A 23,031-nucleotide genomic window follows, 5' to 3' on the forward strand; every position below is an offset into this window, starting at 1 on the left:
CCCTCCGCAGGCGTTGGCGTGTACCGCCTGAAGTTCACCCGCGGGCGGCCTCGAGCATCGGAGCGAGGAACCGACCGGTGTAGGAGGACTCCGTGGCCGCGACCTTCTCCGGCGTGCCGGCCACGACAACGGTTCCCCCGCCCTTGCCGCCCTCGGGCCCCATGTCGATGACCCAGTCGGAGTTGGCGATGACATCGAGGTTGTGCTCGATGACCACCACGGAGTTGCCCTTGTCCACCAGCCCCTGGAGTACCCCGAGCAGCTTGCGGATGTCCTCAAAGTGCAGGCCGGTGGTCGGCTCGTCCAGGACGTAGATGGTGCGCCCGGTGGAGCGGCGCTGGAGCTCGGTGGCGAGCTTGACGCGCTGGGCCTCACCACCGGAGAGCGTGGTGGCCGACTGCCCCAGCCGCACGTATCCCAGCCCCACCTCGACCAGGGTGTTGAGATGACGGGAGATGACCGAGGAGGCGGAGAAGAAGTCCGCGGCCTGGTGGATGGTCATGTCCAGGACGTCGGCGACCGTCTTGTCCTTGTAACGGATCTCCAGGGTCTCCCGGTTGTAGCGGGCGCCGTGGCAGACCTCGCAGGGCACGTAGACGTCCGGCAGGAAGTTCATCTCGATCTTGAGCGTGCCGTCTCCCCGGCAGGACTCGCAGCGCCCGCCCTTGACGTTGAAGGAGAAGCGCCCGGGGCCGTATCCGCGCACCTTCGACTCGGGCACGGCCGCAAAGATCTTGCGGATGTGGTCCCACACTCCGGTATAGGTGGCGGGGTTGGATCGGGGGGTGCGCCCGATCGGCGACTGGTCGACGTGAACGACCTTGTCCAGGTGCTCCACGCCCCGCAGCGTCTTGTGCCTCCCGGGCACGCCGCGGGCACGGTTGAGTCGGTTGGCGAGCACCTGGTAGAGGATGGAGTTTACCAGGGAGGACTTGCCCGAGCCGGATACTCCTGTGACGGCGGTCAGTACACCGAGCGGGAAGGAGACGGTGACGTCCTTGAGGTTGTTCTCGCGGGCGCCGACGACGGTGACCTCACGGTTCTTATCGCGCTTGCGCCGCTTGGCGGGGATCTCGATCCGACGCCGCCTGGCCAGGTAGTCGCCGGTGACCGAGCCCTCGGCTCCGGCCAGGCCCTCGACGTTACCGGAGTAGACGACCTCACCGCCCAGCTCTCCGGCTCCGGGACCGATGTCAACGATCCAGTCGGCCGAGCGGATGGTGTCCTCGTCGTGCTCGACGACGATGAGCGTGTTGCCCAGGTCCCGTAGTCGCTGGAGAGTCTCGATAAGCCGGGTGTTGTCGCGCTGGTGCAGGCCGATACTGGGCTCGTCCAGGACGTAGAGGACGCCCACCAGGCCTGAGCCGATCTGGGTGGCCAGGCGGATGCGCTGGGCCTCGCCTCCGGAGAGCGTGGCCGCGCCACGGGCCAGGCTGAGGTAGTCCAGACCCACGTCAACCAGGAAGCCGAGGCGGGCGTTGATCTCGGTCAGGACGCTGCCCGCGATCTGGGCGGCCTGGCCGGTCAGGTTGAGGTCCGCCAGGAAGTCTCGGGCCTCGCTGATGGGCAGCTGGCACAGCTGGGCGATGGAGAGCCCGCCCACGCGCACGGCCAGTACCTCGGGCTTGAGCCGGGCTCCGTCGCACACGGGGCAGGGGATCTCGCGCATGTAGGCCTGGTAGCGCTCGCGGGACCAGTCGGACTCGGTCTCGTCGTGCTTGCGCATGACGTAGTCGAGCACGCCCTCGAATCCGGTGGAGTAGATGCGTTCACGCCCCCAACGGTTGCGGTAGGTGACCTTGACCTCGTAGTCCTTGCCGCGCAGGATCGCCTCCCTGGCCCGTGCCGGTAGCGCGCGCCAGGGGGTGTCGACGTCGAAGGACAGCTCCTTGCCCAGGGCCTCGAGCTGGCGGGTGAAGTACTTCTGGTGGCTCGACCAGGGGGCGACGGCGCCCTCGGCCAGGGTGAGCTCCTCGTCGGGGACGACGAGCTCGGGGTCCACCTCGAGCCGAGTCCCGATGCCCGTGCAGGCCGGGCAGGCGCCGTAGGGGGCGTTGAAGGAGAAGGTGCGCGGCTCCATCTCGTCCAGAGCCAGGGGGTGCTCGTTGGGGCAGGCCCGCTTCTCGGAGTAACGGCGCTCCCGCTCGGGGTCGTCGTCAGGCAGATCGACCTGCTCGATGATGACCAGCCCCTCGGCCAGACCGAGAGCCGTCTCAACCGAGTCGGTCAGCCGCTGGCGGATGCCCTCGCGGACGACGAGGCGATCGACAATGACCTCGATGTCGTGCTTGAGGCGCTTGTTGAGAGCCGGAGGAGTGTCGAGGCGCTCGACGGCGCCGTCGACGCGCACCCGGTTGAAGCCGCGGCCGCGCAGCTCACCGAAGAGCTCGGAGTACTCGCCCTTGCGGCCCCGCACCACGGGGGCGAGCACCTGGAAGCGGGTGCCCTCGGGCAGGGAGCGGACCTGGTCGACGATCTGCTGCGGGGTCTGGGAGGAGATGACCGCGTCGCAGACCGGGCAGTACTGGATGCCCGCCCGTGAGTACAGCAGACGCAGGTAGTCGTAGACCTCCGTCACGGTACCCACCGTGGACCGGGGGTTGCGCGAGGTGGACTTCTGGTCGATGGACACCGCGGGGCTCAGGCCCTCGATGAGCTCGACGTCGGGCTTGTCCATCTGGCCCAGGAACTGACGAGCGTAGGAGGACAGGGACTCCACGTAACGGCGCTGCCCCTCGGCGAAGATCGTGTCGAAGGCGAGCGAGGACTTGCCCGAGCCGGACAGACCGGTGAAGACGATCATCGTGTCGCGAGGCAGGTCCAGGTCCACGCCCTTGAGATTGTGCTCGCGGGCCCCACGGATGATGAGAAAGTCGTTCACGGGATTCGAGTCTAGGGGCTTGTCACCGATGCCGTGCGATCGCACACGTGTTCGACATGTCTCATCACCAGCACGCCGGAAGAATGCTCACCATCTTGTTCTCGGGCCACGACTGAGGCACCCTCCCCCTATGCTGGAGCCCATGAGCAAGATCTACGCCGTCGAGTACCACTACGTCACTGACAAGGACGAGGAGATGGCCGCCGTTCGCCCCTCGCACCGCGCCTTCAACGGCCGCCTGGCCGATGAGGGTCGGCTGCTCGCCGCAGGCCCCTATGTAGGCACCCATGACGCCCTCATCGTCGTGCGGGCAGACGACGAGGCCGGTGCGCTGGCCCTGCTCGAGGAGGACCCCTTTCATCAGGCCGGCTACATCAACGAGCGCATCCCACGCGAGTGGAACCCCGTCATCGGAGTCCTGGCCTGAGCCGGCCCGGCGCCACTGCATTTGCTGACGCCTCTTGCGCCCACCCCGCCCGGTCGGGAGCATGGACTCATGGTTGCCTCAGAGAGCCCCGCCTCCTCCACCGCGTCAGCTGATTCCCAGTTCTCCCGCCCTGCGTCTGTGATGGGGCTCCTGGTCCTGCGCAGCATGAATATTGCGCATGCCCGTCTGCACCGGTGGGGGCTGGAGGCGGCGGAGATCCGCCCCCGCGACAAGGTGCTCGACGTCGGCTGCGGAGGCGGCAAGGCCATCGCCCGGATCCTTACGCGGACTCGTCGTGAGGTGGCCGGTGTCGACCACTCCCCCGAGGCGGTTGAGACCACCCGTCGCGTCAACCGTGCCGCCGTGACCTCCGGGCGTTTGCGGGTCCTGGAGGGGTCGGTGGAGAACCTGACCTTCCGTGACGGCTTCTTCGACGTGGTGACGGCCTTCGAGACCACCTACTTCTGGCCGGATCTTCAGGCCGGTCTCATTGAGATCCGCCGCGTCCTCAGCCGCGGCGGCCGGCTCGTGATCGCCAATGAGTACGCTGATCGGCTGGCTGCAGGTCCCTGGGCTGAGCGTCTGGACATGAATATCCCCGACAGTGAGACCTTGACCGGTCTGGCCCACAGGGCCGGATTCCTGACCGTCGATGTCAGCCTCCATCCCCGACACGGGTGGCTTCGCCTCCTTGCCGCAAGGTAGGAGCGGCGGCGAGGCAGCAGGTCTCTTAGCCGCGGCCGCGCACGATCCGACGCCGCACCAGGTGCACCAGCTCGATGCCGCCGATGGCCAGGCCGGCCATGAGCGCGATGACCCACCACACGCCGGGCGTGGGCCAGGCCAGGAGGAAGAAGGCGCGTACAGGCGGGGCGACGACACCGAGCACCGCGATCATCCCCATGAGAGCAACCAGCCCCAGGCGCCAGCTCGTCAGAGGCCGGGCCGTGAGCGTGAGCAGCCACAGGCCGCAGGTGATGAGAACCAGGGTCGTTGCCGTCGTCACCTGGGCGCGGGGGGCATGAGTGAGCGTCAGCCAGAGATAGGTGGCTAGGGTCACAGTTCCCGCCATGAGCCCCGCAGGCACGCACAGGCTGAGCACCCGACCGAGGAATCCCTCCCGGTAGCGCTGGGAGCTGGGAGCCAGGGCCAGGACGAAGGCGGGGATCCCGATCGTCAGCGAGGAGACGACCGTGAACTGACGGGGTAGGAAGGGGTAGGCGACTGCCGTGGCGGCCACGACCACGGCGATGAGCGAGGCGTAGATGGTCTTGGCCAGGAACAGGGAGGCGATGCGCTCGGTATTGGCCATGACCCGACGCCCCTGGGCCACGACTCCCGGCAGGGCGGAGAACTCCCCCTTGAGCAGCACAAGACGCGCCACCGCCTTGGTGGCCGGTGCCCCGTTGCCCATGGCGATGCCGAGGTCGGCATCCTTGAGCGCCAGGGCGTCGTTGACCCCGTCCCCGGTCATCGCGACGACATGGCCTCGCGACTTCAGGGCCCGCACCAGTGCCCGCTTCTGCTCGGGGGTGACGCGCCCCAGAACGCTGGCACCCTCGACGGCGTCGGCCAGGCGCTCGAGGTCCGCGTCCGTCTCCTGCCCGCTGCCCGCCCCGGCCGGGAGGGTGCGCGCGTCGAGAGCCACGAGCTCGCCGCCGTCGGGAGCAGTCACCCCTGCCTGGCGGGCGACGGCGGCCACCGTCTCAGGGCTGTCACCGGAGATCACCTTGGCGTCCACGCCCTGCTGGCGGAAGTAGGCCAGGGTCTCGGCGGCGTCGGGACGGACCTCCTCGGTGAGGATGACGATCCCGGCGGCCTCAAGGTCGTCGGGAAGCTGTGGTTCGTCTTCCCCCGGGGCCTGCGTCCATGATGAGAGCGAGCGGGCCAGGGCCACGACGCGTACTCCCCGCGCGGCGGTCTGACGGGCACGTTCCAGGAGGCCCTTGCCGTCTCCTGCCAGGACGATCTCGGGGGCGCCGAGCACCCAGGTGGTGCTGGTGGCCCGCCCAGAGTCCGAGGAGCCCATCCGGATCGCGGACCACTTACGGCGTGAGGAGAAGGGCACTGACTCCACACCGGCCCGGCTGCCGGCACCGGCCGACGACAGCACCTCCTCAAGATCCTGTGCACCGAGCCACTCGGAATCAGCGAGCCCCTCCCTGATGGCGTCGGCGGTGGCATTGGCCTCCCCCGCCGTGCTGAGCAGGGCGAGCGCCGAGAGGGCCTCGGGCGGTACCTGCCCGCCGTCGGGCCCCTGGATCCCTCCGAGGCGGATGCGGCCGGTGGTGATGGTTCCGGTCTTGTCCAGGCACAGGGTGTCAACCCGGGCCAGGACCTCGACGGCGGGCAGCTCCTGAACCAGGACGTTGCGCCTGGCCAGGGCCAGGGAGGCGGTGGCGAAGTTGACGGAGGTCAGGAGCACCAGACCCTGAGGCACCATGCTGACCACGCCCGCGATTCCGGCGACAACCGCGTGCCGCCAGGCACCACTGCTCCAGGCCTCGGCGATGCTTCCGCTCAGGCGCAGCTGGGACCACACCAGGACCAGGGCCACGGGCACGATCACCCAGCTGATCCAGTGCAGCACCCGGTTGGTCCCGGCCTGCAGCTCACTGACGACGAGTGAGTACCTGCGGGCCTCCCGAGCCAGCCGATGGGCATAGGCGTCCCCGCCGACGGCGGTGGTACGGAACAGCCCGGTCCCGGCCGTTACCGTGGTCCCCGACATGACCTGCTCGCCGCGCTCCGGGCGCACCGGTCGGGACTCGCCGGTGAGGATCGACTCGTCGATCTCGAGACCCTCACTGGTGATGACCTCTCCGTCAGCGGGCACCTGCTGGCCGGAGCTGAGACGTACGACGTCGTCGAGGACGACCTCGCCGACGGCCACCTCCTTCTCGGCCCCATCCCGCAGGACTACCGCTCGGGGAGTCTCCAGGACGGCCAGACGGTCCAGGGCGCGCTTGGCGCGGATCTCCGCCAGGGTGCCGGTGGCGGTGTTGAGCAGCAGGACGAATCCGAACAGCGCGTCCGCCCAGTGCCCCAGTGCCAGGACGAGGACCAGCGCAACGCCGAGGATCCCGTTGAAGATCGTGAAGACGTTGGCCCGTAGGATCTGGGCGGCGCTGCGTGAGGTCCGCTCGCGGTACTCGTTGGTGTGTCCGGCGCTGACACGCTCGGCGACCTGGGCAGCGCTGAGTCCGGCGACCGGAGCCTCAGGGAGATTCGTGGTACTCACGGCTCAGAGGGTAGTGAGTGACGGAAGGCCGGTCCTCCTCCCGAGGGCCGAGGCATCAGGACGCGACCTCGGCCCGCCGGGCATCGGCTCGCGACTTGAGGACCGAGGCGATGACAGTGATGAGGACCGTAGTGATGATGACGGCCAGGGAGACCTCGATCGAGGCCTCGGGAATACCGTGCCACTCCTGTCCTCCGTTGATGAAGAAGACCTCGTTGGTGTGCAGGGCGTGGACAATGAGCTTGAATCCGATGAAGCCGAGGATGACCGCCAGGCCGTAGTGGAGGTAAATGAGCCGGTCGAGCAGTCCGTCGATGAGGAAGTAGAGCTGACGCAGCCCCAGCAGGGAGAAGGCGTTGGCGGAGAAGACCAGGAAGGGCTCGTTGGTCAGGGAGTAGATCGCGGGGATGGAGTCGACGGCGAACATGACGTCGGCAGTACCGATGGCGATGATGCACAGCATCATGGGGGTGATCATGGTGCGCCCGGCGTGGCGGTGGATGACCTTGCCGCCGACGAAGCCGTCGGTCATGGGGATGACTCGGGCGATGAGCTTGACGAAGCCGCTGGGCTTGTACTCCTCGTCCTCGTCGTCGGGCTCCTCAACGCCCTCACGCGCCTGGGAGAAGGCGGTCCACAGAAGCCAGGCGCCGAAGAAGTAGAAGACCCAGGAGAAGTTCTCGATGAGTGCGGCGCCGGCCAGGATGAAGATGAGCCGCAGAATGAGGGCGATGACGATGCCCGCGAGCAGTACCTCCTGCTGGTACTTCCGGGGCACCTTGAAGGAGGACATCATGATGACGAAGACGAAGAGGTTGTCGATGCTCAGCGCCTTCTCGGTGATGTAGCCGGCCAGGTACTCCCGAGCGAACCCGCCGCCCCACACGAACCAGACGATGGCACCGAAGACCAGAGCCATGGTGATGTAGGCCACCGACCATACGGCGGCCTCCTTCATGGTGGGCTCGTGCGGGGTGCGTACGTGACCGACGATGTCGATCGCGATGAGGGTCAGGATGATGGCCGCCAGGCCGATCCACCCCAGGATGTGGACGTCCACGTGTTCTCCTCCGGTACGGAACTGGTACCGGAGGTCTCCTCCCGCCACGGGTGCCGGCGCTCAAGGCACGTACCGCTCTGGCCGCGACGCCGGGAACGCAGGACCGTGTGTACCTGCACCGCCGTGATGACGACGTCGCCGTTGGTTGGGAGTACTCCCCTCCGTATGTAACGCGTGAGAGTCTAACGTGGTCGGTGGTGCGGCCACATGGTGTGGACCTCTGTGCAGATGTGGGGTGCATGACGTCACGCCTGACCGGGACTCCCCGGAGGTGGCAACAACATCGTCATCATGACTGTAACGTCCGTACTCCGAAGCCGGCTCAGTCAGTAGACCGGGTCCCGATCGATCGGGCAGGTCATGCAATGACCACCGCCACGGCCGCGGCCGAGCTCGCTGGAGGGGATCTCCAGAACCTCGATGCCGGCGGCGCGCAGATTGGCGTTGATCGAGTAGTTGCGGTCGTAGGCGACGACCACTCCCGGTGACAGGGCCACGACATTGTTGCCGTCGTTCCACTGCTCGCACTCGGCCCCGTAACGTCCTGCGGTGGACATGACCGGGGTGAGCTTGACGTCCAGGGCCTCGGAGACGACGTCGACGAAGTAGCCCTCGTCGTAGGTGACCTTGATGCCGCCGAGCTCGGTCTCGTCGGGGCGCAGGGAGAAGGTGTCCATGGCCCGGACGACCGGCTCGTAGACGTTGACGACGTCCTCGGAGCACACCGTGAACACGGTGTCCAGATGCATCGCGGCGCGCTCCTTGGGCATACGGGCGGCGATGACCCGCTCGGCCGAACCTGCGTCGAACAGCGACTTGGCGATCTGGCTGACTGCCTGGAAGGTCGAGCGCTCACCCATGCCGACCAGGACGATGCCCTTGCCGATCGGCATGATGTCTCCGCCCTCGATGAAGGTGTGCCCCATGTCCTTGTCGACCGTGTCCAGCCAGACGTTGTACTCGTACTTGAACATCGGGTGATAGCGGTAGATGGCGGTCAGCAGGAGGACCTCGCTCCGACGGGCGCCCCAGAACATCCGGGACAGCTCAACACCGTCATAGATCCAGGCAGAGTTGTCGCGGGTGAACAGGGTGTTTGGCAGAGGGGCGATGAGCATCTCCGGATCGTCGCTGTTGACGTGGTAGGGAGAGATGCAGCTGCCGAACACGTCCGTGGGCACCTCGTCGGACACGAGGCCGCCGATGAGGAGCTCGCCGAGCTCGGCCGAGGGCATCTCCTCCAACCAAGCCAGCAGGTCCTCGGCAACGCCCACGCCCATGGTGGTGTGGTTGATGCGTCGGTCCAGGATGAACGAGCGCGCCTCGGAGATGTCCAAGACTTCGGCGAGCAGATCACGCAGTTCGAGCACATCAACGCCACGCTCGCGCATCAGCTCGACGAAGAAGTCGTGGTCGCGCTGAGCCTTGGGGACGTCCAAGACGTCGTCGAAGAGTAGATCGTGGCAGTTGGACGGCGTGAGACGATCATGTGCGCGGTCGGGGCGGCACACCATAACGCGTCGCAGGGTGCCGACCTCGGAATAGACTCCGTGCCTCTGGTCAGTCATTGGTTCCTCACTCTGAGTCGTTGCAGCATGATGAATTGCTGCCGAGAACGGTGCGGCCATGGCTCGCAGGGAGATGGTTGAGAACGGCGGTCAGAGGCTGAGTGCACCAGTTGCCAGTCCGTAGACGGCATAGACGGACATAGCGGCGAAGAGCGCAACGAGCCCCCACTCGGCGGTATTGAAGACCTTGGCCTTCTGCTCACGCCGCGCCCAGATGTAGAAAGGCAGTCCCACCAGGTAGAAGATGGTCGTGTACAGGAGGTACACCAGGCCGGCGGCATAGAGCAGCCATAGACCGTACGCCGACCCCAGAACGCCGACGGCGAGATCGAAGCGCCTGCCCCGAGACCTGTCTCTGACGGCGACGAGAACCTGGAATAGAGCGGACAGGAGATAGGGCAGCAGGATGAGGGCGGAGGCCAGGTGGATGAGGCGCGTGTAGGTCGAGGCGTTGAAGTAGGTCCAGACGAGGAAGAGCTGGACCAGCCCCATGGTCAGCCACAGGGCGTTGACAGGCACGGCTTTAGCGTTCTCGCGGCCCAGGAACGAGGGCATGAGCCCCTCCTGGGCGGGAACGCGCACGATCTCGGCCAGCATGAGGAACCAGGACAGCAGAGCCCCCACCAGGGAGATGATGAGTCCCAGGGCGATGAACTTCGCTCCCCATGGACCGACCGCCGCCTCAAGCACTCCCGCCAGGGAGGGGTCGCCCAGCCCGGCGAGCTCGGAGCGGGGAACGATGCCGTAGGACAGAATATTGACGGCGAGCAGAAGGGCCAGAACGGAAAGGAAGCCCAGGATCGTCGCCTTGCCGACATCGGCACGCGTTCTGGCCCGCTCGGAGAACACCGACGCCCCTTCAACACCGATGAACACCCACACCGTCACCAGCATCATGTTCTTGACCTGGGCAATCACGGCACCAGGCCCCGTACCGACACCGGCTCCCCAGAAATCGTGGGTGAAGATATCGAGCTTGAAAGCGAACAGGCCGATGAGAACGAAGACGACCAGCGGTAGAACCTTGCCGACGGTCACGATGGCGTTGATGATGGCAGCCTCGCGGATGCCGCGCAGGATCAGGACGTGGTACATCCACATGACGACTGAGGCGATCCCGATGGCAAGTGCGGTATTGCCGTTGCCGAATCCGGGAAGGAAAACCCCCAGCGAGGCCATGAGCAGCACGAGATAGCCGACATTGCCGATCCAGGCCGACAACCAGTACCCCCAGGCGGAGGAGAATCCGACGAGGTTACCGAAGCCGGCTCGGGCGTAACCGTAGACACCGGCATCGATATCGGGACGGTTGATAGCCAGACGCTGATAGACGAAGGCGAGCATGAGCATGCCGGCGCCTGTAATGAGCCACCCTATGATGAGTGGTCCAGGCGCTGCAGCTCCTGCCATCTGTTGCGGCAGGCCGAAGATCCCGCCTCCGATCATCGATCCGATGCCGAGTGCGGTCAGCGCGGCCACCGAGACCTTGCCAGAGGCAGCCCGCCGGTCCTCCACGTCAGCAACCTCGGTGTCACGTTCAGCCATACCAACTCACGCCCCCTCGCAACGGCATTGGCAGGACACGCACTTACCGTACGGTAACTTAATGGGGACAACAAGGCTGACTACACGTCAATAGAAATTCTGCAACACGTATAACGCGCTGCATACTCGCACAGGCTTGGCGTCAGCACGTAAGACGATGGAGTGAATATGGAGTGAATACTGGACGCTCCCCCGAGAGAATCGCGAGGTCATCTTCTTTCCTTTTGGGACTAAAGCCCTGAAACGACAACGCGAATCACGCCTGCCGCATTCCTTCACTGGGCGGCGCGCATGGCGCGCAGCTCCTTCTTGAGGTCCTGGATCTCATCGCGCAGCCGGGCGGCGAGCTCGAAGTGGAGGTCCTCAGCGGCGGCGTGCATCTGCTGGGTGAGCTCGTTGATGAGCTCGACGAGGTCACCCTGTGCCGCCCCGGCGAGCTTCTCGCGCACCGTGGCCTCAGCGGCGTGCTTGCGCCGGTCGCGCACTGAGGATTCCTCGTGCCCCCGGTATCCGCCGGCCAGCAGATCGGCGGTGTCGACGTCCTCGCGGGCGAGCATGTCGGTGACGTCGGCGATCTTCTTGCGCAGCGGCTGGGGGTCGATGCCGTGCTCGGTGTTGTAGGCCAGCTGCTTGGTGCGGCGTCGCTCAGTCTCCTCAATGGCCTCGGCCATGGCCGGGGTGATGGTGTCGGCGTACATGTGGACCTCGCCGGAGACGTTGCGGGCGGCGCGTCCGATGGTCTGGATGAGGGAGCGGGTCGAGCGCAGGAAGCCCTCCTTGTCCGCGTCCAGGATGGACACCAGCGAGACCTCCGGCAGGTCGAGTCCCTCGCGCAGCAGGTTGATACCCACGAGGACATCGAAGCGTCCCAGCCGCAGCTCGCGCAGGAGCTCGACGCGTCGCAGGGTGTCGACGTCGGAGTGGAGGTACTCCACGCGCACGCCCCGCTCGGCGAGGTAGGTGGTCAGGTCCTCGGCCATGCGCTTGGTCAGGGTGGTCACGAGGATGCGCTCCTGACGCTCGACGCGGGCGCGCACCTCCTCGAGCAGGTCATCGATCTGCCCCTCGGTGGGCTTGACGACCACCTTGGGGTCCACCAGCCCGGTGGGTCGGATGATCTGCTCGACGACGCCGTCGGATCGTTGGGTCTCGTAGTCTCCGGGGGTGGCCGACAGGTAGACGGTCTGGCCGACGCGGTCCTCGAACTCGGCGAAGGTCAGGGGCCGGTTGTCCAACGCGGAGGGCAGGCGGAACCCGTGATCGACGAGGGTGCGCTTGCGGGAGGCGTCCCCTTCGTGCATGGCGCCGATCTGGGGGACCGTCACGTGGGACTCGTCGATGACCAGGAGGAAGTCCTCGGGGAAGTAGTCCAGGAGGGTGTTGGGCGGGGTGCCGGTCTCACGTCCGTCGATGTGCAAGGAGTAGTTCTCAATCCCTGAGCACATGCCGATCTGCTGGAGCATCTCCAGGTCGTACGTGGTGCGCATGCGCAGGCGCTGGGCCTCCAGGAGCCGGCCGTCGTGCTCGAGCTGGCCCAGGCGCTCGGCGAGCTCGGCCTCGATTCCCTCGATGGCCTTCTGCATGCGCTCGGGGCCGGCCACGTAGTGGGAGGCGGGGAAGACGAAGACCTGCTCGGCGGTATCGATGACGTCGCCGGTCACGGGATGAAGGGTGGCCAGGGCCTCGATCTCGTCACCGAAGAACTCGATGCGGATGGCGAGCTCCTCGTACATCGGGATGATCTCCACCGTGTCCCCGCGCACGCGGAAGGTGCCGCGGGTGAAGTCGATGTCATTGCGGGTGTACTGCATCGTCACGAAGCGCCGCAGGAGATCGTCCCGGTCGATCTGCTGGCCCACCTCAAGGCTCGTCATCCGATCCACGTACTCCTGGGGGGTACCCAGTCCGTAGATGCAGGACACGGAGGACACGACGACGACGTCGCGTCGGGTGAGCAGGGAGTTGGTGGCGCTGTGGCGCAGGCGCTCGACCTCGTCATTGATGGAGGAGTCCTTCTCGATGAAGGTGTCCGTCTGAGGGACGTAGGCCTCGGGCTGGTAGTAGTCGTAGTAGGAGACGAAGTACTCCACCGCGTTGTTCGGGAGCAGCTCGCGGAACTCGGCCGCCATCTGAGCGGCCAGGGTCTTGTTCGGCTCCAGGATGAGGGTGGGGCGCTGGACCTGCTCAACGAGCCATGCGGTCGTCGCGGACTTGCCGGTACCGGTGGCGCCCAGCAGGACGATGTCCTTCTCCCCCGCCCGGAGACGCTCGGTCAGCTCGGCGATCGCCGTGGGCTGGTCACCGCTGGGCGAGTAGGGACTGATGACCTCGAAGGGCTTGGCTGCGCGCTGGAGCTCGGTGACGGGTCGCATGCACTCAGGCTACGCGGTCCCTCCGACACCATTGAGACCTCCGATCGCGCGGTCGCCTCATTCATCATCCTGCGATCCGGCTGTCACCACACAGATACGTCTTTGTATCCAGGAAGGGACTTTCTGATCGAGTTCACCTATTACGCTAGTCCCTGCAGGACGCCGAATCGTGCCGTTCCACATTCATGTGGATGCTCATTGGGGCCCGCCCCTGCACCCTGTCTTCATCCCCTGAGCTCAAGGATCTCTCATGGCTTTCATCGTCGCCGTCTCCACCACCATCGTCGGTGCCCTCGGTCCAGCACGCACCACCTCCCGGCGCAGCAACTGACCAGATCGGACCCATCTACCAGCTCTACCGTTCGGTTTCGCCCCACTCGACGACGGTAGGTCCGGTCCGAGCGGGCGCAAACTCGCGGCCCTCAGAAGGTGATGAACTCGACCGCCTCGCGCTCACTCAGCCCCAGGATGGACAGCTTCTCCTCCAGGAAGCCGGCGGCCGAGCACCATCGTCCTCACCAGAGGATAGGAATCAACACTGCGCCAGCCGATGAGGACGTCTTCCCCCTCCGGTCAGGAGAAGGCTCCTGCTCCTATGATCCGGGTGCTCCAGAGCCTGTCGACGTCCGCCTCCAGCTCATCGATCGACCCGGAGTTGGACAGGACGACGTCGGCGACGGCTCGGCGCTCCTCATCAGTCGCCTGCGAGGCGATACGAGCCAGAGCCTCCTCACGCCCCATGCCCCGTTCGGCGAGTCTTTCCAAACGGAGCTCGAGGTCCGCCTCAACAACGATGACAAGGTCGAACAGGTCCTGCATCTGTCCCTCGACGAGGAGAGGAACGTCGTAGACCGCCACCTGCCCGGCCGGAACCGTCTCCATCCGGGCCCAGGCCTCGGCCGCGATGAGCGGAAGCAGGATCTCCTCCAGGCGCGCGCGACGCAGATCGTCGGAGAAGACCACGCGGCCCAGAGCGCTGCGGTCCAGTGAGCCGTCGGAGGCCAGGATGTCCTCCCCGAACTCGGCCACGACTGCTGCAAGACCTGCACTGCCCGGGCTGACGACGTCACGAGAGACCTCGTCAGCGCTGGTTACCGCCGCACCGCGCTCCTCCAGCAGCGCGGCCACGGTTGACTTACCCGCACCAATGCCACCGGTGAGCCCCACGCGCAGAGCGCGATCCGTAGGACGGCGAGTGGCACGGGTTGCAGGTGTGTGGCGCATGGGTCCCATCATGCCGCGACACGCCTGAGCGAGGCCAGCGTGTCGTTGGTGCGTACGGGTCAAGACTGCGGCAGCACTTGTCAGCCGGCTTCTGAGGTCTCCTGCCCTCCGGTCGTGATCGTCGTGGTCGAGCCGGGGCGCCTTCTTCCTCCCCGGCCACGTCCGTAGGGGGCAATGCGCTCTTCAACCCGAGCCAGGACCTCAACGGCTTCGCGCGGAGGACGCACACAACGCGAGACCTGGGTCGATGCCCGCGAGATGACCTCTCGGACGATCGGTGCGCGAGAGCTGTCCTGCTCCACCCCTTCAACCAGGACCTCCGCCAGTGCGGAGAGAACCTGCACCGCCACGAGAGGCTCACCGACGGCGTCGACAAGTATCCCGCAGCGTTCTCCCGGGCGGTTCATCGTCCAGGCTGCCATCGACTCACGGCACCGGCGCCATGCCCGGTCGCTGCCGGCGCTGTTGCCGCGGGCCTGGGCGGCGTGGGAGGCCAGTGCCAGGGCGGCACAGGCGGTCTCCGTCCATCCCTGGCTCAGGCTCAGTTCCGCGGTGTCGAGATGCTCCTTCTCCGCCCGCTCGTTGGCGCCCAGTGCTGCCAGCAGCCGACCGAAGGCCAGACGGAGGTCAACGACCAGCTCCAGGGCGGAGTCGTCAACCACATCGGACAGCGATGCGCTGACGGTCTCCGCCGTCGACATGGCTCGCTGACGTACCGGCTCCATGCCGTAGCCTCGTGACAGGGTGAGCAGCTCGCGGACCTCCTTGAGCAGGGCTCCTTGATTGCGCAACCGGGAACGGTCGACCGGCACTGCGCTTGTCACCGTTCCGTATGACCGGCTGGCAAGTCCAGCGGCCTCCGCAGCCATCCTCATCTCGATCCGGTACGAGACGCCGTTGTTGCCGTTACGGGCATCGAAACGGAGGGCAATGCCACGCGCAAAGCCGGTGATGACGTCATAGGCGTGGGCGACGGTGTCCCAGGCGGTCAGCTCCAGGTCCCCCCAGGGGGTCTTCCAGCTCACCGAGGTGCCCAGGGCGTGCTTGCCGTAATCGGCTCTGTTCGCCTCCCTCATGACAAGAGCCAGCCCGACGGCGATATTCATCAGTCGCCAGGCCGAGGCCTCGGCGACACCCTTCATCGGAACGTGACGCATGAGTGCGATGGCGCGCTGCCACTGGGAGGACAGACCGAGGTACTCGAGCCTGTCCCCCAGGGACTGCAGCGCGACCACATCCGGCAGGCGAAGACAGCTCAATGAGGCGAAGGCGTCTTCAGCCTCGACGAGCCGTTTGTGGGCGAGATAGGGAACCAGAACCGCTCCCAGCCCCTGTGCGGTCTCTGTGGGGTCGACCTCGGCACGGTTCGGTGTCGCGGTCGTGGTACTGATGACGCCGGAGTAGTCGTCGTGCATACGGGCAGTGGCCAGTACCGCGCCCGTATCGGTCTTGCCGAAGGAGAACAGTCTCGCCTCGCGGAGCTGTTCGAGGGCCGCGTCCCTGAGACCGAGGACGGCGGAGAGCTCTACCTGTGCGTAGCGCAGCGGGAGCGTCGAGTAGCCGTGGGCCGCCCTGAGCGCCTGGCAGAAGGAGATCGCCTGGTCGAGGCTCTCCTTGCTCGTGTCCGGATCCTGACCGAGCTGAACCAGCCATGCCCGGTCGACTGCGGAAACCGCCCGGGCCACATGGTCGGGCGCCTCCTTCGGGTCCGGTACCTCACCGTCGTCAGCAACGAGCGTCTTCCGCAAGGCCGCCGTGGCGACACGACTGGGGCACACGGGGTCGACATCCTCCAGAGCACGGGCAATGTCGTCCCAACAGCGCATATCGTCTCCATCGGTTGTCGCGTACAGGTTCGTGCTCCAAGGAAGCAGGGAGCATCGCCCCCGGCCACAGCCTCCCACAGTGGGCGAATACGGGCGATGGGGAGAAGACACCCACGTTATGAGGGTCTCTGCCTGCATCGCAGGCAGAGACCCTCAGATGATGTCAGTGATCAGTCCTGATCAATGATGGGTGCGGCTACTCAGTTGCCGGTGAGCTTCTCGCGCAGGGCAGCCAGAGCCTCGTCAGAGGCCAGCGTACCGGAGGCCTCCGACGGAGCCGAGGAGTATGAGGTGTTACCCGCGGGGGCCGCCGGCGCCCCGGACTCCTGCTCCTCCTCCAGAGCCTTGGCGACCTGAGCCTTGTGGGCCTCCCAGCGGGCGTGAGCCGCCGCGTACTCGGCCTCCCATGCCTCGCGCTGGGCGTCGTAGCCCTCGAGCCACTCGTTGGTCTCCGGGTCGAAGCCCTCGGGGTACTTGTAGTTGCCCTGCTCGTCGTACTCGGCCGCCATGCCGTAGAGACTGGGGTCGAAGTCCTCGGAGGCGGGGTCGACGCCCTCGTTGGCCTGCTTCAGGGACAGGGAGATGCGACGACGCTCCAGATCGATGTCAATGACCTTGACGAAGACCTCGTCACCGACCTTGGCCACCTGCTCGGGCACCTCCACGTGGCGCTGAGCCAGCTCGGAGATGTGAACCAGGCCCTCGATGCCGTCCTCGACGCGGACGAAGGCGCCGAAGGGAACCAGCTTGGTGACCTTGCCGGGAACGACCTGGCCAATGGCGTGGGTACGGGCGAATGCCTGCCACGGGTCCTCCTGGGTCGCCTTGAGCGACAGGGAGACGCGCTCGCGGTCGAAGTCGACGTCCAGGACCTCGACCGTGACCTCGTTGCCGACCTCGACAACCTCGGAGGGGTGGTCGATGTGCTTCCAGGACAGCTCGGAGACGTGGACCAGACCGTCCACGCCACCCAGGTCCACGAAGGCACCGAAGTTGACGATGGAGGAGACGACACCGGAGCGGACCTGACCCTTCTGCAGGGTCTGGAGGAAGTTGGTGCGGACCTCGGACTGGGTCTGCTCAAGCCAGGCGCGGCGGGAGAGGACCACGTTGTTGCGGTTCTTGTCCAGCTCGATGATCTTCGCCTCGAGCTCACGGCCCACGTAGGGCTGAAGGTCGCGCACGCGACGCATCTCCACCAGGGACGCGGGAAGGAAGCCGCGCAAGCCGATATCCAGGATGAGACCACCCTTGACAACCTCGATGACGGAGCCGGTAACGACGCCGTCCTCCTCCTTGATGCGCTCGATGGTTCCCCAGGCGCGCTCGTACTGTGCGCGCTTCTTGCTCAGGAGCAGGCGGCCCTCCTTGTCCTCCTTCTGCAGGACAAGGGCCTCGATCTCGTCACCGACGGAGACGATCTCATCAGGGTCGACGTCGTGCTTGATGGACAGCTCGCGAGCGAGGATGACGCCTTCGGTCTTGTAGCCGATGTCGAGGAGGACCTCATCGCGGTCGACCTTGACAACAGTGCCCTCGACGATGTCGCCGTCATCGAAGTACTTGATGGTCTCGTCAACGGCGGCGAGGATCTCCTCGGTCGAACCGATGTCGTTGACGGCGACCGGGGCGGGGCTGGGCGTAGTGGTTGTCATTGAGTGGATGCTCCGAATGCGGATAGATGGATCGGGTTGATAGAGACCGCGCGCTCCCCAGTGATGCGAACCGGCCCGGACCAATTCATCACCCTGGTTGGATTACTCTCATAGGAGACGCCCAGGAGCGCACGACTGAACCTTAGCAGCACGTGACGAATCCGTAACTAGACGATCCTCAAGCATTTTCCTGTACGCGGGTGCAATCGCTCACGTCATCTGACGACTCCATATCGAAATGATGACGTGCCGATCTCATTCACATATCAACCGTTATTTCAGGTGCTGATCGACGCTTTTGGAACCAGTTTAGTGGGCGGCCTCACGCCAAGTGCGTCCCCTGCCGACGGCAACGTCCAGAGGAACCGAGAGCTCGGCCGCCTGTTCCATCTGCTCCTTGAGGAGATCCTCGATCGCCTCGGCCTCTCCGGGCGCGACCTCGACCAGGAGCTCATCGTGGATCTGCAGAAGGATGCGGCTGCTCAGTGCCTGCTCGCTCAGCGCACGGTCGACGTCGATCATGGCCTTCTTGACGATGTCGGCGGCACTGCCCTGGATGGGGGCGTTGAGGGCGGCCCGCTCGGCCATCTCACGGCGCTGCCGGTTGTCACTGGTGAGATCCGGCAGGTAGCGACGACGTCCGAACATCGTCTCGGTGTATCCATCGCGACGCGCCTGCTCCACCACGGACTCCAGGTAGTCGTGCACCTTGCCGAACCTGGCGAAGTAGGCGTTCCTCAGGTCTGCGGCCTCGGCGGTGTCGATGCCGAGCTGGCGGGCGAGCCCGAAGGTGGACAGGCCGTAGGCCAGTCCGTAGCTCATGGCCTTGACATGACTGCGCTGCTGAGTGGTGACGTCGTCGACCTCGATGCCGTGCACCAGGGCGGCGACGTAGCGGTGCAGGTCCTCCCCACTGCGGAAGGCCTCGATCAGCGCCTGGTCACCGGACAGGTGCGCCATGATGCGCATCTCGATCTGGGAGTAGTCGGCGGTCATGAGGCACTCGTACCCCTCACCGACGGTGAAGGCCTCGCGGATGCGCATCCCCTCCTCGTTGCGAGCCGGGATGTTCTGCAGGTTGGGGTCGGTCGATGACAGGCGCCCGGTGGCGGCAATGGTCTGCTGGAATGTGGTGTGGATGCGCCCGTCGGCCTGGATCGCCTTGCGCAGTCCCTCGACCGTCTGCCGGAGCTTGATGGCGTCGCGGTGCTCAAGGAGGTTCTCCAGGAACGGGTGGGAGGTCCTGGCGTATAGCCCGGCCAAGGCCTCGGCGTCGGTGGTGTAGCCGGTCTTCGTCTTACGGGTCTTAGGCATCTTCAGCTCGTCGAACAGGACGGCCTGAAGCTGCTTGGGGCTGGAGAGGTTGAGCTCGCGCCCGGCGGCGGCGTAAGCGCCCTCGGCCGCGTGGGTGACTCGAGCATCGAGCTCGGTCTCACGGGCCGCGAGCACGGCGTCGTCGACAGCGATACCCGCATCCTCCATGACGGTGAGGGTCGCGGCCACGGGCATCTCCAGGTCGGTGAAGAGTCCCACGGCGTCGCGGGCCGCCATCTGCTTGTCGAGCACGTCCTGGAGCAGCAGAAGAGCGGCAGCGCGGCGCGCACTGACCTGATGGGCCGTGGGTACGGTCTGGGAGGCAAGGGCCTCGAGGTCGAATGCGCTCTGGGACTCGCCGGAGCCGGCGGTCGGCTGCTCCCCGCTCTGTCCGATGGCAGTCAGGTCGATCCCGAGCCAGCGCTGCGTGAGGGTATCGACATCGTAGCTGCGCTGCTCAGGACGGCACAGGTAGCCGGCCAGGGAGGGATCCGCAACGACACCGTCCAGCACGAGTCCGCGGGCGCTGAGGGCGTGCCAGCTCCCCTTCGCGTCGGCGACCAGCTTGGGCCGCTCGAGGTCGGCGAGAACCGCGGCCAGGGCCGCCTCGTCCTCAGGCAGGATCTCGGTGAGGTCGATGGCGACCGCGCGGGCGCCATCAGACAGTGAGACCAGGGCGGCGTCGCCCTCCACCGGTCTGAGGACTCCCACGACGTCGACTCCCAGCACTCGGGCCCCGTCGTCGTCCGCCGACAGACTGGTCTGCAGCCACTGAGCCAGGTTCCCCGCCGCAAGATCGTGACCGAGCGAGACGATCTCCAGGCCGCTCAGAGTCCCCAAGGGCCCGGACTCCTCCCCCGCAACGGCCTCGGCGTGATCGCCGGCGTCAGTGAAGGTCAGGGTGCGCAGTGCCCGCTGGTGCAGGGTGCGGAACTCCAGCACCTCGAAGACACGCGCCAGGGCGGCACGGTCGGCACCCACGACACGCAGGTCGCTCCGGGGAGCGACTCCCAGGTCCAGGTCGGTGAGCAGGTGGTTGAGGCGGCGGTTACGCATCACCTCGTCAAGGTGGTCACGCAGGGACTGACCGGCCTTTCCCTTGATCTGGTCGGCATGAGCAATGACTCCGTCGAGCCCGTCATAGAGGTTGAGCCACTTGGCGGCCGTCTTGGGGCCCACGCCAGGGACCCCGGGAAGGTTGTCGCTGGTCTCACCCACGAGGGCGGCGAGGTGCGGGTAGCGCTCGGGCGTCACCCCGTAGCGTTCCTCAACCTCCACCGGCGTCATACGACGCAGCGTGGAGACGCCCTTGACCGGGTAGAGCACCGTGCAGCGGTCGGTGACGGTCTGGAAGGAGTCGCGGTCTCCGGAGCAGATGAGGACCTCCATTCCCTCCGTCTGGGCAGAGGTCGCCAAGGTGGCCAGAATGTCGTCCGCCTCGTAGCCCGGAGCGGTGATCGCTCTGACGCCCATGGCTTCCAGGACCTCCTGGATGAGCTCGACCTGCCCGAGGAAGGGCTGCGGAGTCTCGTCGCGGGTGCCCTTGTACTCGGCGTACTGCTCGGTGCGAAAGGTGCCTCCCGGCAGGTCGAAGGCCACCGCGACGTGCGTGGGGCGCTCGTTCTCCAGGAGCGAGAGGAACATGGAGACGAAACCGTGGACGGCGTTGGTGGACTGGCCGGTCGACGTCGTGAAGTTATCCACCGGCAACGCATAGAACGCGCGAAATGCCATGGAGTGGCCGTCGATGAGGAGAAGCCGATCGGGAACCGGATCCGAGGAGGTCTGAGGTGTTGGGCTCGTCGCAGGGCTGGTCGCGGTGGTGCTCACCGTGCCAGCCTAGGCCCATGAGCCATCCACAGTCCGACTCGCCCCTCTCCCCCGTCAGCGGAGGAGAGCCCTCCGACTCCCAGGCTTCTCCCGTCTCCCCGGCCTCTCCCGTGTCATCCACACCTCTGGATCCTTCCGCTTCCGGGCGGTTCGAAAGCTCCGCCGATCCGGTCTCCGCCCAGTCCGCGGTGAGTGTTGAGACGGTTGAGTCTGCCGACTCCTCCAGCTCGCCCGCGATCGTGGGCCCACTGGGACCTGTGGGTCGCGTCACAGCCGCATCCTACTCGGGAGCGAGTGCCGCCGCCGTGGCCTTCCCGGACCCGGCACGGCGTCCCTATCCCGATCCGCGTCCCGCGGGTTCCGCCGTCTCCGCCTCCTCTGCGCTGCACGCGGTCCTGGAGGACAGCGAGGAGGGGACGCTCATGGATACCCTCGGGATGGAGGTCGTCAATCGCGACGCGGATCGGACCGAGGTCCGGATGCCCGTCGAGGGAGCCCGACAGGTCGTCGGCATCCTTCACGGAGGTGCCACTGCTGCGCTCATTGAGACGGCCGCTTCCGTGGCAGCACGTGCAGCGGCTCCCGACGGTGCCATGCCGGTCGGTGCCGAGCTGACGGTCAGTCACCTGCGCTCCGTGACCCGGGGATGGGTGAAGGCCACCGCCGTCCCCCTGCACCGCGGTCGTCGTACCGTGGTCTATCAGGTGTCTGTGGCCGACGAGGACGAGCGGACGATCGCCGTCGGGACGCTCCGCAGCCTGTTCACCTGACGCGCCGAGGCGGACCCGTTCAGTCCTTCTTGGCAGCACCCACCTGCTCGATGACGGCGTCGGCCACCTCGCGCATGGTCAGACGCCGGTTCATCGAGGTCTTCTGGAGCCACCGGAACGCCTCCGGCTCGCTCAGCCCCATACGTTCCATGAGCAGGCCCTTAGCCCGGTCAACGCGCTTGCGGGTCTCGAAGCGCTCAGTGAGATCGGAGATCTCGCTCTCCAGAGACAGGATCTCCTCGTGCCGGGACATGGCGATCTCAAGTGCCGGAATGAGGTCCGCCGGGGTGAAGGGCTTGACGACATAGGCCATGGCGCCGGCGGCACTGGCGCGTTCCACGAGCTCGGTCTGGGAGAAGGCGGTCAGCATGACGACGGCGCAGTTATGCTTCTCAAGAATCCTCTCGGCCGCCGTAATGCCGTCAGTCACCGGCATCTTGACGTCAAGAACGCACAGGTCAGGAGTGTGTTCGTCAGCCAGATGAACGGCCTCCTCCCCGTCTGCGGCCTCAGCGACGATCTCGTAGCCGGCTTCGGTGAGGGTCTCGACGATGTCAAGTCGGATGAGGGTCTCGTCCTCAGCGACGAGTACCCGGCGGGATCTGGTGGTGCTGGACTCATTGCTCACGGCTGTGATCCTAGTATGATCTCGCTGTTGGCGCCCCCGCAGAGCGGGAGACACGCCTCCGTAGCCCAATTGGCAGAGGCATCCGACTCAAAATCGGAGTGTTGTGGGTTCGAATCCCACCGGAGGTACCAGCAATCCCCTACCCGACCCCGTCCCAGGACAGACCGGGTCAGATGGAGAACACCTTTGAGCACGACGTGGGTCTCACTGTACGAAGCGGCCAAGGCTGTTCAGCATCCTCGTAACGTGTCCTCATATATCGAGGCGGGCGGTGTCGCGGCTGCAGTGGAGTCGTCCTCCGGAAGAATCTATACGGGTGTCTGCGTGGATACGGCCTGCACACTGGGAATCTGTGCCGAGCGCAACGCGATACTCAACATGATCACCAACGGTGAGGACACGATTTGGCGTGTTCTGACCATCATGCGCGATGGCTGTACCGGTCCGCCTTGTGGAGCGTGTCGAGAAATGATGACGCAGCTGATGCCGAGCCGGTTCGGCGCTATCGAGGTGATGATCGACTACGTCGCGGGGAAGACGATGACTCTTGCCGACCTGACTCCCCAGTGGTGGCTACGTCGCTGAAGCTGTGACCGGGAAACTCCGCCCGGCGGGTCCCTTGCCTCACCGATTTCTCAGTGGGAAGCAGGTGCCGGAACAACGTCGTCCTGAACCGCGGAGAGGGGCCTC

Annotated in this window: 15 protein-coding genes and 1 tRNA gene; 5 read left to right on the top strand and 11 right to left on the bottom strand. The window is 66.0% G+C overall.

The window, feature by feature from the left end; translation table 11 throughout:
* Positions 1-34: 34 nt before the first annotated feature.
* On the bottom strand, positions 35-2,881 hold the full coding sequence (uvrA, locus tag BKH33_RS10900) for an excinuclease ABC subunit UvrA (protein ID WP_076142741.1): 2,847 nt from the start codon (positions 2,879-2,881) through the stop codon (positions 35-37).
* A 142-nt stretch (positions 2,882-3,023) separates the two neighbouring features.
* On the opposite strand from uvrA, the gene BKH33_RS10905 reads away from it, so the two are divergent.
* The gene (locus BKH33_RS10905; protein ID WP_043538517.1) at positions 3,024-3,308 is read left to right on the top strand and encodes a YciI family protein; all 285 of its coding nucleotides are present in this window, start codon (positions 3,024-3,026) and stop codon (positions 3,306-3,308) included.
* Positions 3,309-3,377: 69 nt separating this feature from the next.
* Positions 3,378-4,013, top strand: a complete 636-nt coding sequence (locus tag BKH33_RS10910) for a class I SAM-dependent methyltransferase (RefSeq protein WP_043538513.1) — start codon at positions 3,378-3,380, stop codon at positions 4,011-4,013.
* Positions 4,014-4,038: 25 nt separating this feature from the next.
* On the opposite strand, the gene BKH33_RS10915 is transcribed toward BKH33_RS10910, so the two are convergent.
* The 9 genes from BKH33_RS10915 to polA form a co-directional block, all read right to left on the bottom strand.
* A complete protein-coding gene (locus BKH33_RS10915) occupies positions 4,039-6,549 on the bottom strand; it encodes an HAD-IC family P-type ATPase (protein ID WP_076074489.1) in 2,511 nt (836 codons plus the stop codon).
* Between the two features lie 55 nt (positions 6,550-6,604).
* Entirely contained in the window at positions 6,605-7,609 is a 1,005-nt protein-coding gene (locus tag BKH33_RS10920) for a TerC family protein (RefSeq protein ID WP_003779531.1), read from the bottom strand.
* 326 nt (positions 7,610-7,935) lie between these two features.
* Complete coding sequence (locus tag BKH33_RS10925; protein WP_003779591.1) at positions 7,936-9,177, bottom strand: arginine deiminase; 1,242 nt, start codon at positions 9,175-9,177, stop codon at positions 7,936-7,938.
* Between the two features lie 90 nt (positions 9,178-9,267).
* Positions 9,268-10,722, bottom strand: coding sequence for an arginine-ornithine antiporter (gene arcD, locus BKH33_RS10930; protein ID WP_003779545.1), 1,455 nt, complete (start codon positions 10,720-10,722; stop codon positions 9,268-9,270).
* 275 nt (positions 10,723-10,997) lie between these two features.
* Entirely contained in the window at positions 10,998-13,094 is a 2,097-nt protein-coding gene (gene uvrB, locus BKH33_RS10935) for an excinuclease ABC subunit UvrB (RefSeq protein ID WP_003779572.1), read from the bottom strand.
* Positions 13,095-13,667: 573 nt separating this feature from the next.
* Positions 13,668-14,318: a dephospho-CoA kinase gene (gene coaE / locus BKH33_RS10940; protein ID WP_076070567.1), complete on the bottom strand. Its 651-nt coding sequence runs from the start codon at positions 14,316-14,318 to the stop codon at positions 13,668-13,670.
* Between the two features lie 80 nt (positions 14,319-14,398).
* Entirely contained in the window at positions 14,399-16,144 is a 1,746-nt protein-coding gene (locus BKH33_RS10945; protein ID WP_003779588.1) for a hypothetical protein, read from the bottom strand.
* Positions 16,145-16,344: 200 nt separating this feature from the next.
* Positions 16,345-17,799 carry a 30S ribosomal protein S1 gene (rpsA, locus tag BKH33_RS10950; RefSeq protein WP_003779552.1) on the bottom strand — a complete coding sequence of 485 codons (1,455 nt, stop codon included), beginning with the start codon at positions 17,797-17,799 and terminating at the stop codon, positions 16,345-16,347.
* A gap of 309 nt (positions 17,800-18,108) precedes the next feature.
* Positions 18,109-20,943 (bottom strand): DNA polymerase I, encoded by a 2,835-nt coding sequence (gene polA / locus BKH33_RS10955; protein WP_003779575.1) that lies wholly within the window; start codon positions 20,941-20,943, stop codon positions 18,109-18,111.
* 188 nt (positions 20,944-21,131) lie between these two features.
* Between polA and BKH33_RS10960 the strand changes: the two genes are divergently transcribed.
* Complete coding sequence (locus BKH33_RS10960; protein ID WP_003779569.1) at positions 21,132-21,713, top strand: PaaI family thioesterase; 582 nt, start codon at positions 21,132-21,134, stop codon at positions 21,711-21,713.
* Between the two features lie 19 nt (positions 21,714-21,732).
* Here BKH33_RS10960 and BKH33_RS10965 read toward each other — a convergent pair whose 3' ends face one another.
* The gene (locus BKH33_RS10965; protein WP_003779537.1) at positions 21,733-22,341 is read right to left on the bottom strand and encodes an ANTAR domain-containing response regulator; all 609 of its coding nucleotides are present in this window, start codon (positions 22,339-22,341) and stop codon (positions 21,733-21,735) included.
* A gap of 54 nt (positions 22,342-22,395) precedes the next feature.
* Between BKH33_RS10965 and BKH33_RS10970 the strand changes: the two genes are divergently transcribed.
* Positions 22,396-22,472: transfer RNA gene (locus BKH33_RS10970), tRNA-Leu, on the top strand.
* Between the two features lie 55 nt (positions 22,473-22,527).
* Positions 22,528-22,926: a cytidine deaminase family protein gene (locus BKH33_RS10975; protein WP_003779555.1), complete on the top strand. Its 399-nt coding sequence runs from the start codon at positions 22,528-22,530 to the stop codon at positions 22,924-22,926.
* The last annotated feature ends 105 nt before the right edge of the window (positions 22,927-23,031 follow it).

Origin of the sequence: Actinomyces naeslundii (assembly GCF_001956585.1) — a bacterium.
GTDB classification, from domain to species: domain Bacteria; phylum Actinomycetota; class Actinomycetes; order Actinomycetales; family Actinomycetaceae; genus Actinomyces; species Actinomyces naeslundii.

Coding starts and splice junctions, on each gene's coding strand:
- BKH33_RS10905 (WP_043538517.1), top strand. CDS start 3,024: ATGAGCAAGATCTACGCCGTCGAGTACCACTACGTCACTGACAAGGAC.
- BKH33_RS10910 (WP_043538513.1), top strand. CDS start 3,378: ATGGTTGCCTCAGAGAGCCCCGCCTCCTCCACCGCGTCAGCTGATTCC.
- BKH33_RS10925 (WP_003779591.1), bottom strand. CDS start 9,177: ATGACTGACCAGAGGCACGGAGTCTATTCCGAGGTCGGCACCCTGCGA.
- arcD (WP_003779545.1), bottom strand. CDS start 10,722: ATGGCTGAACGTGACACCGAGGTTGCTGACGTGGAGGACCGGCGGGCT.
- uvrB (WP_003779572.1), bottom strand. CDS start 13,094: ATGCGACCCGTCACCGAGCTCCAGCGCGCAGCCAAGCCCTTCGAGGTC.
- coaE (WP_076070567.1), bottom strand. CDS start 14,318: ATGCGCCACACACCTGCAACCCGTGCCACTCGCCGTCCTACGGATCGC.
- BKH33_RS10945 (WP_003779588.1), bottom strand. CDS start 16,144: ATGCGCTGTTGGGACGACATTGCCCGTGCTCTGGAGGATGTCGACCCC.
- rpsA (WP_003779552.1), bottom strand. CDS start 17,799: ATGACAACCACTACGCCCAGCCCCGCCCCGGTCGCCGTCAACGACATC.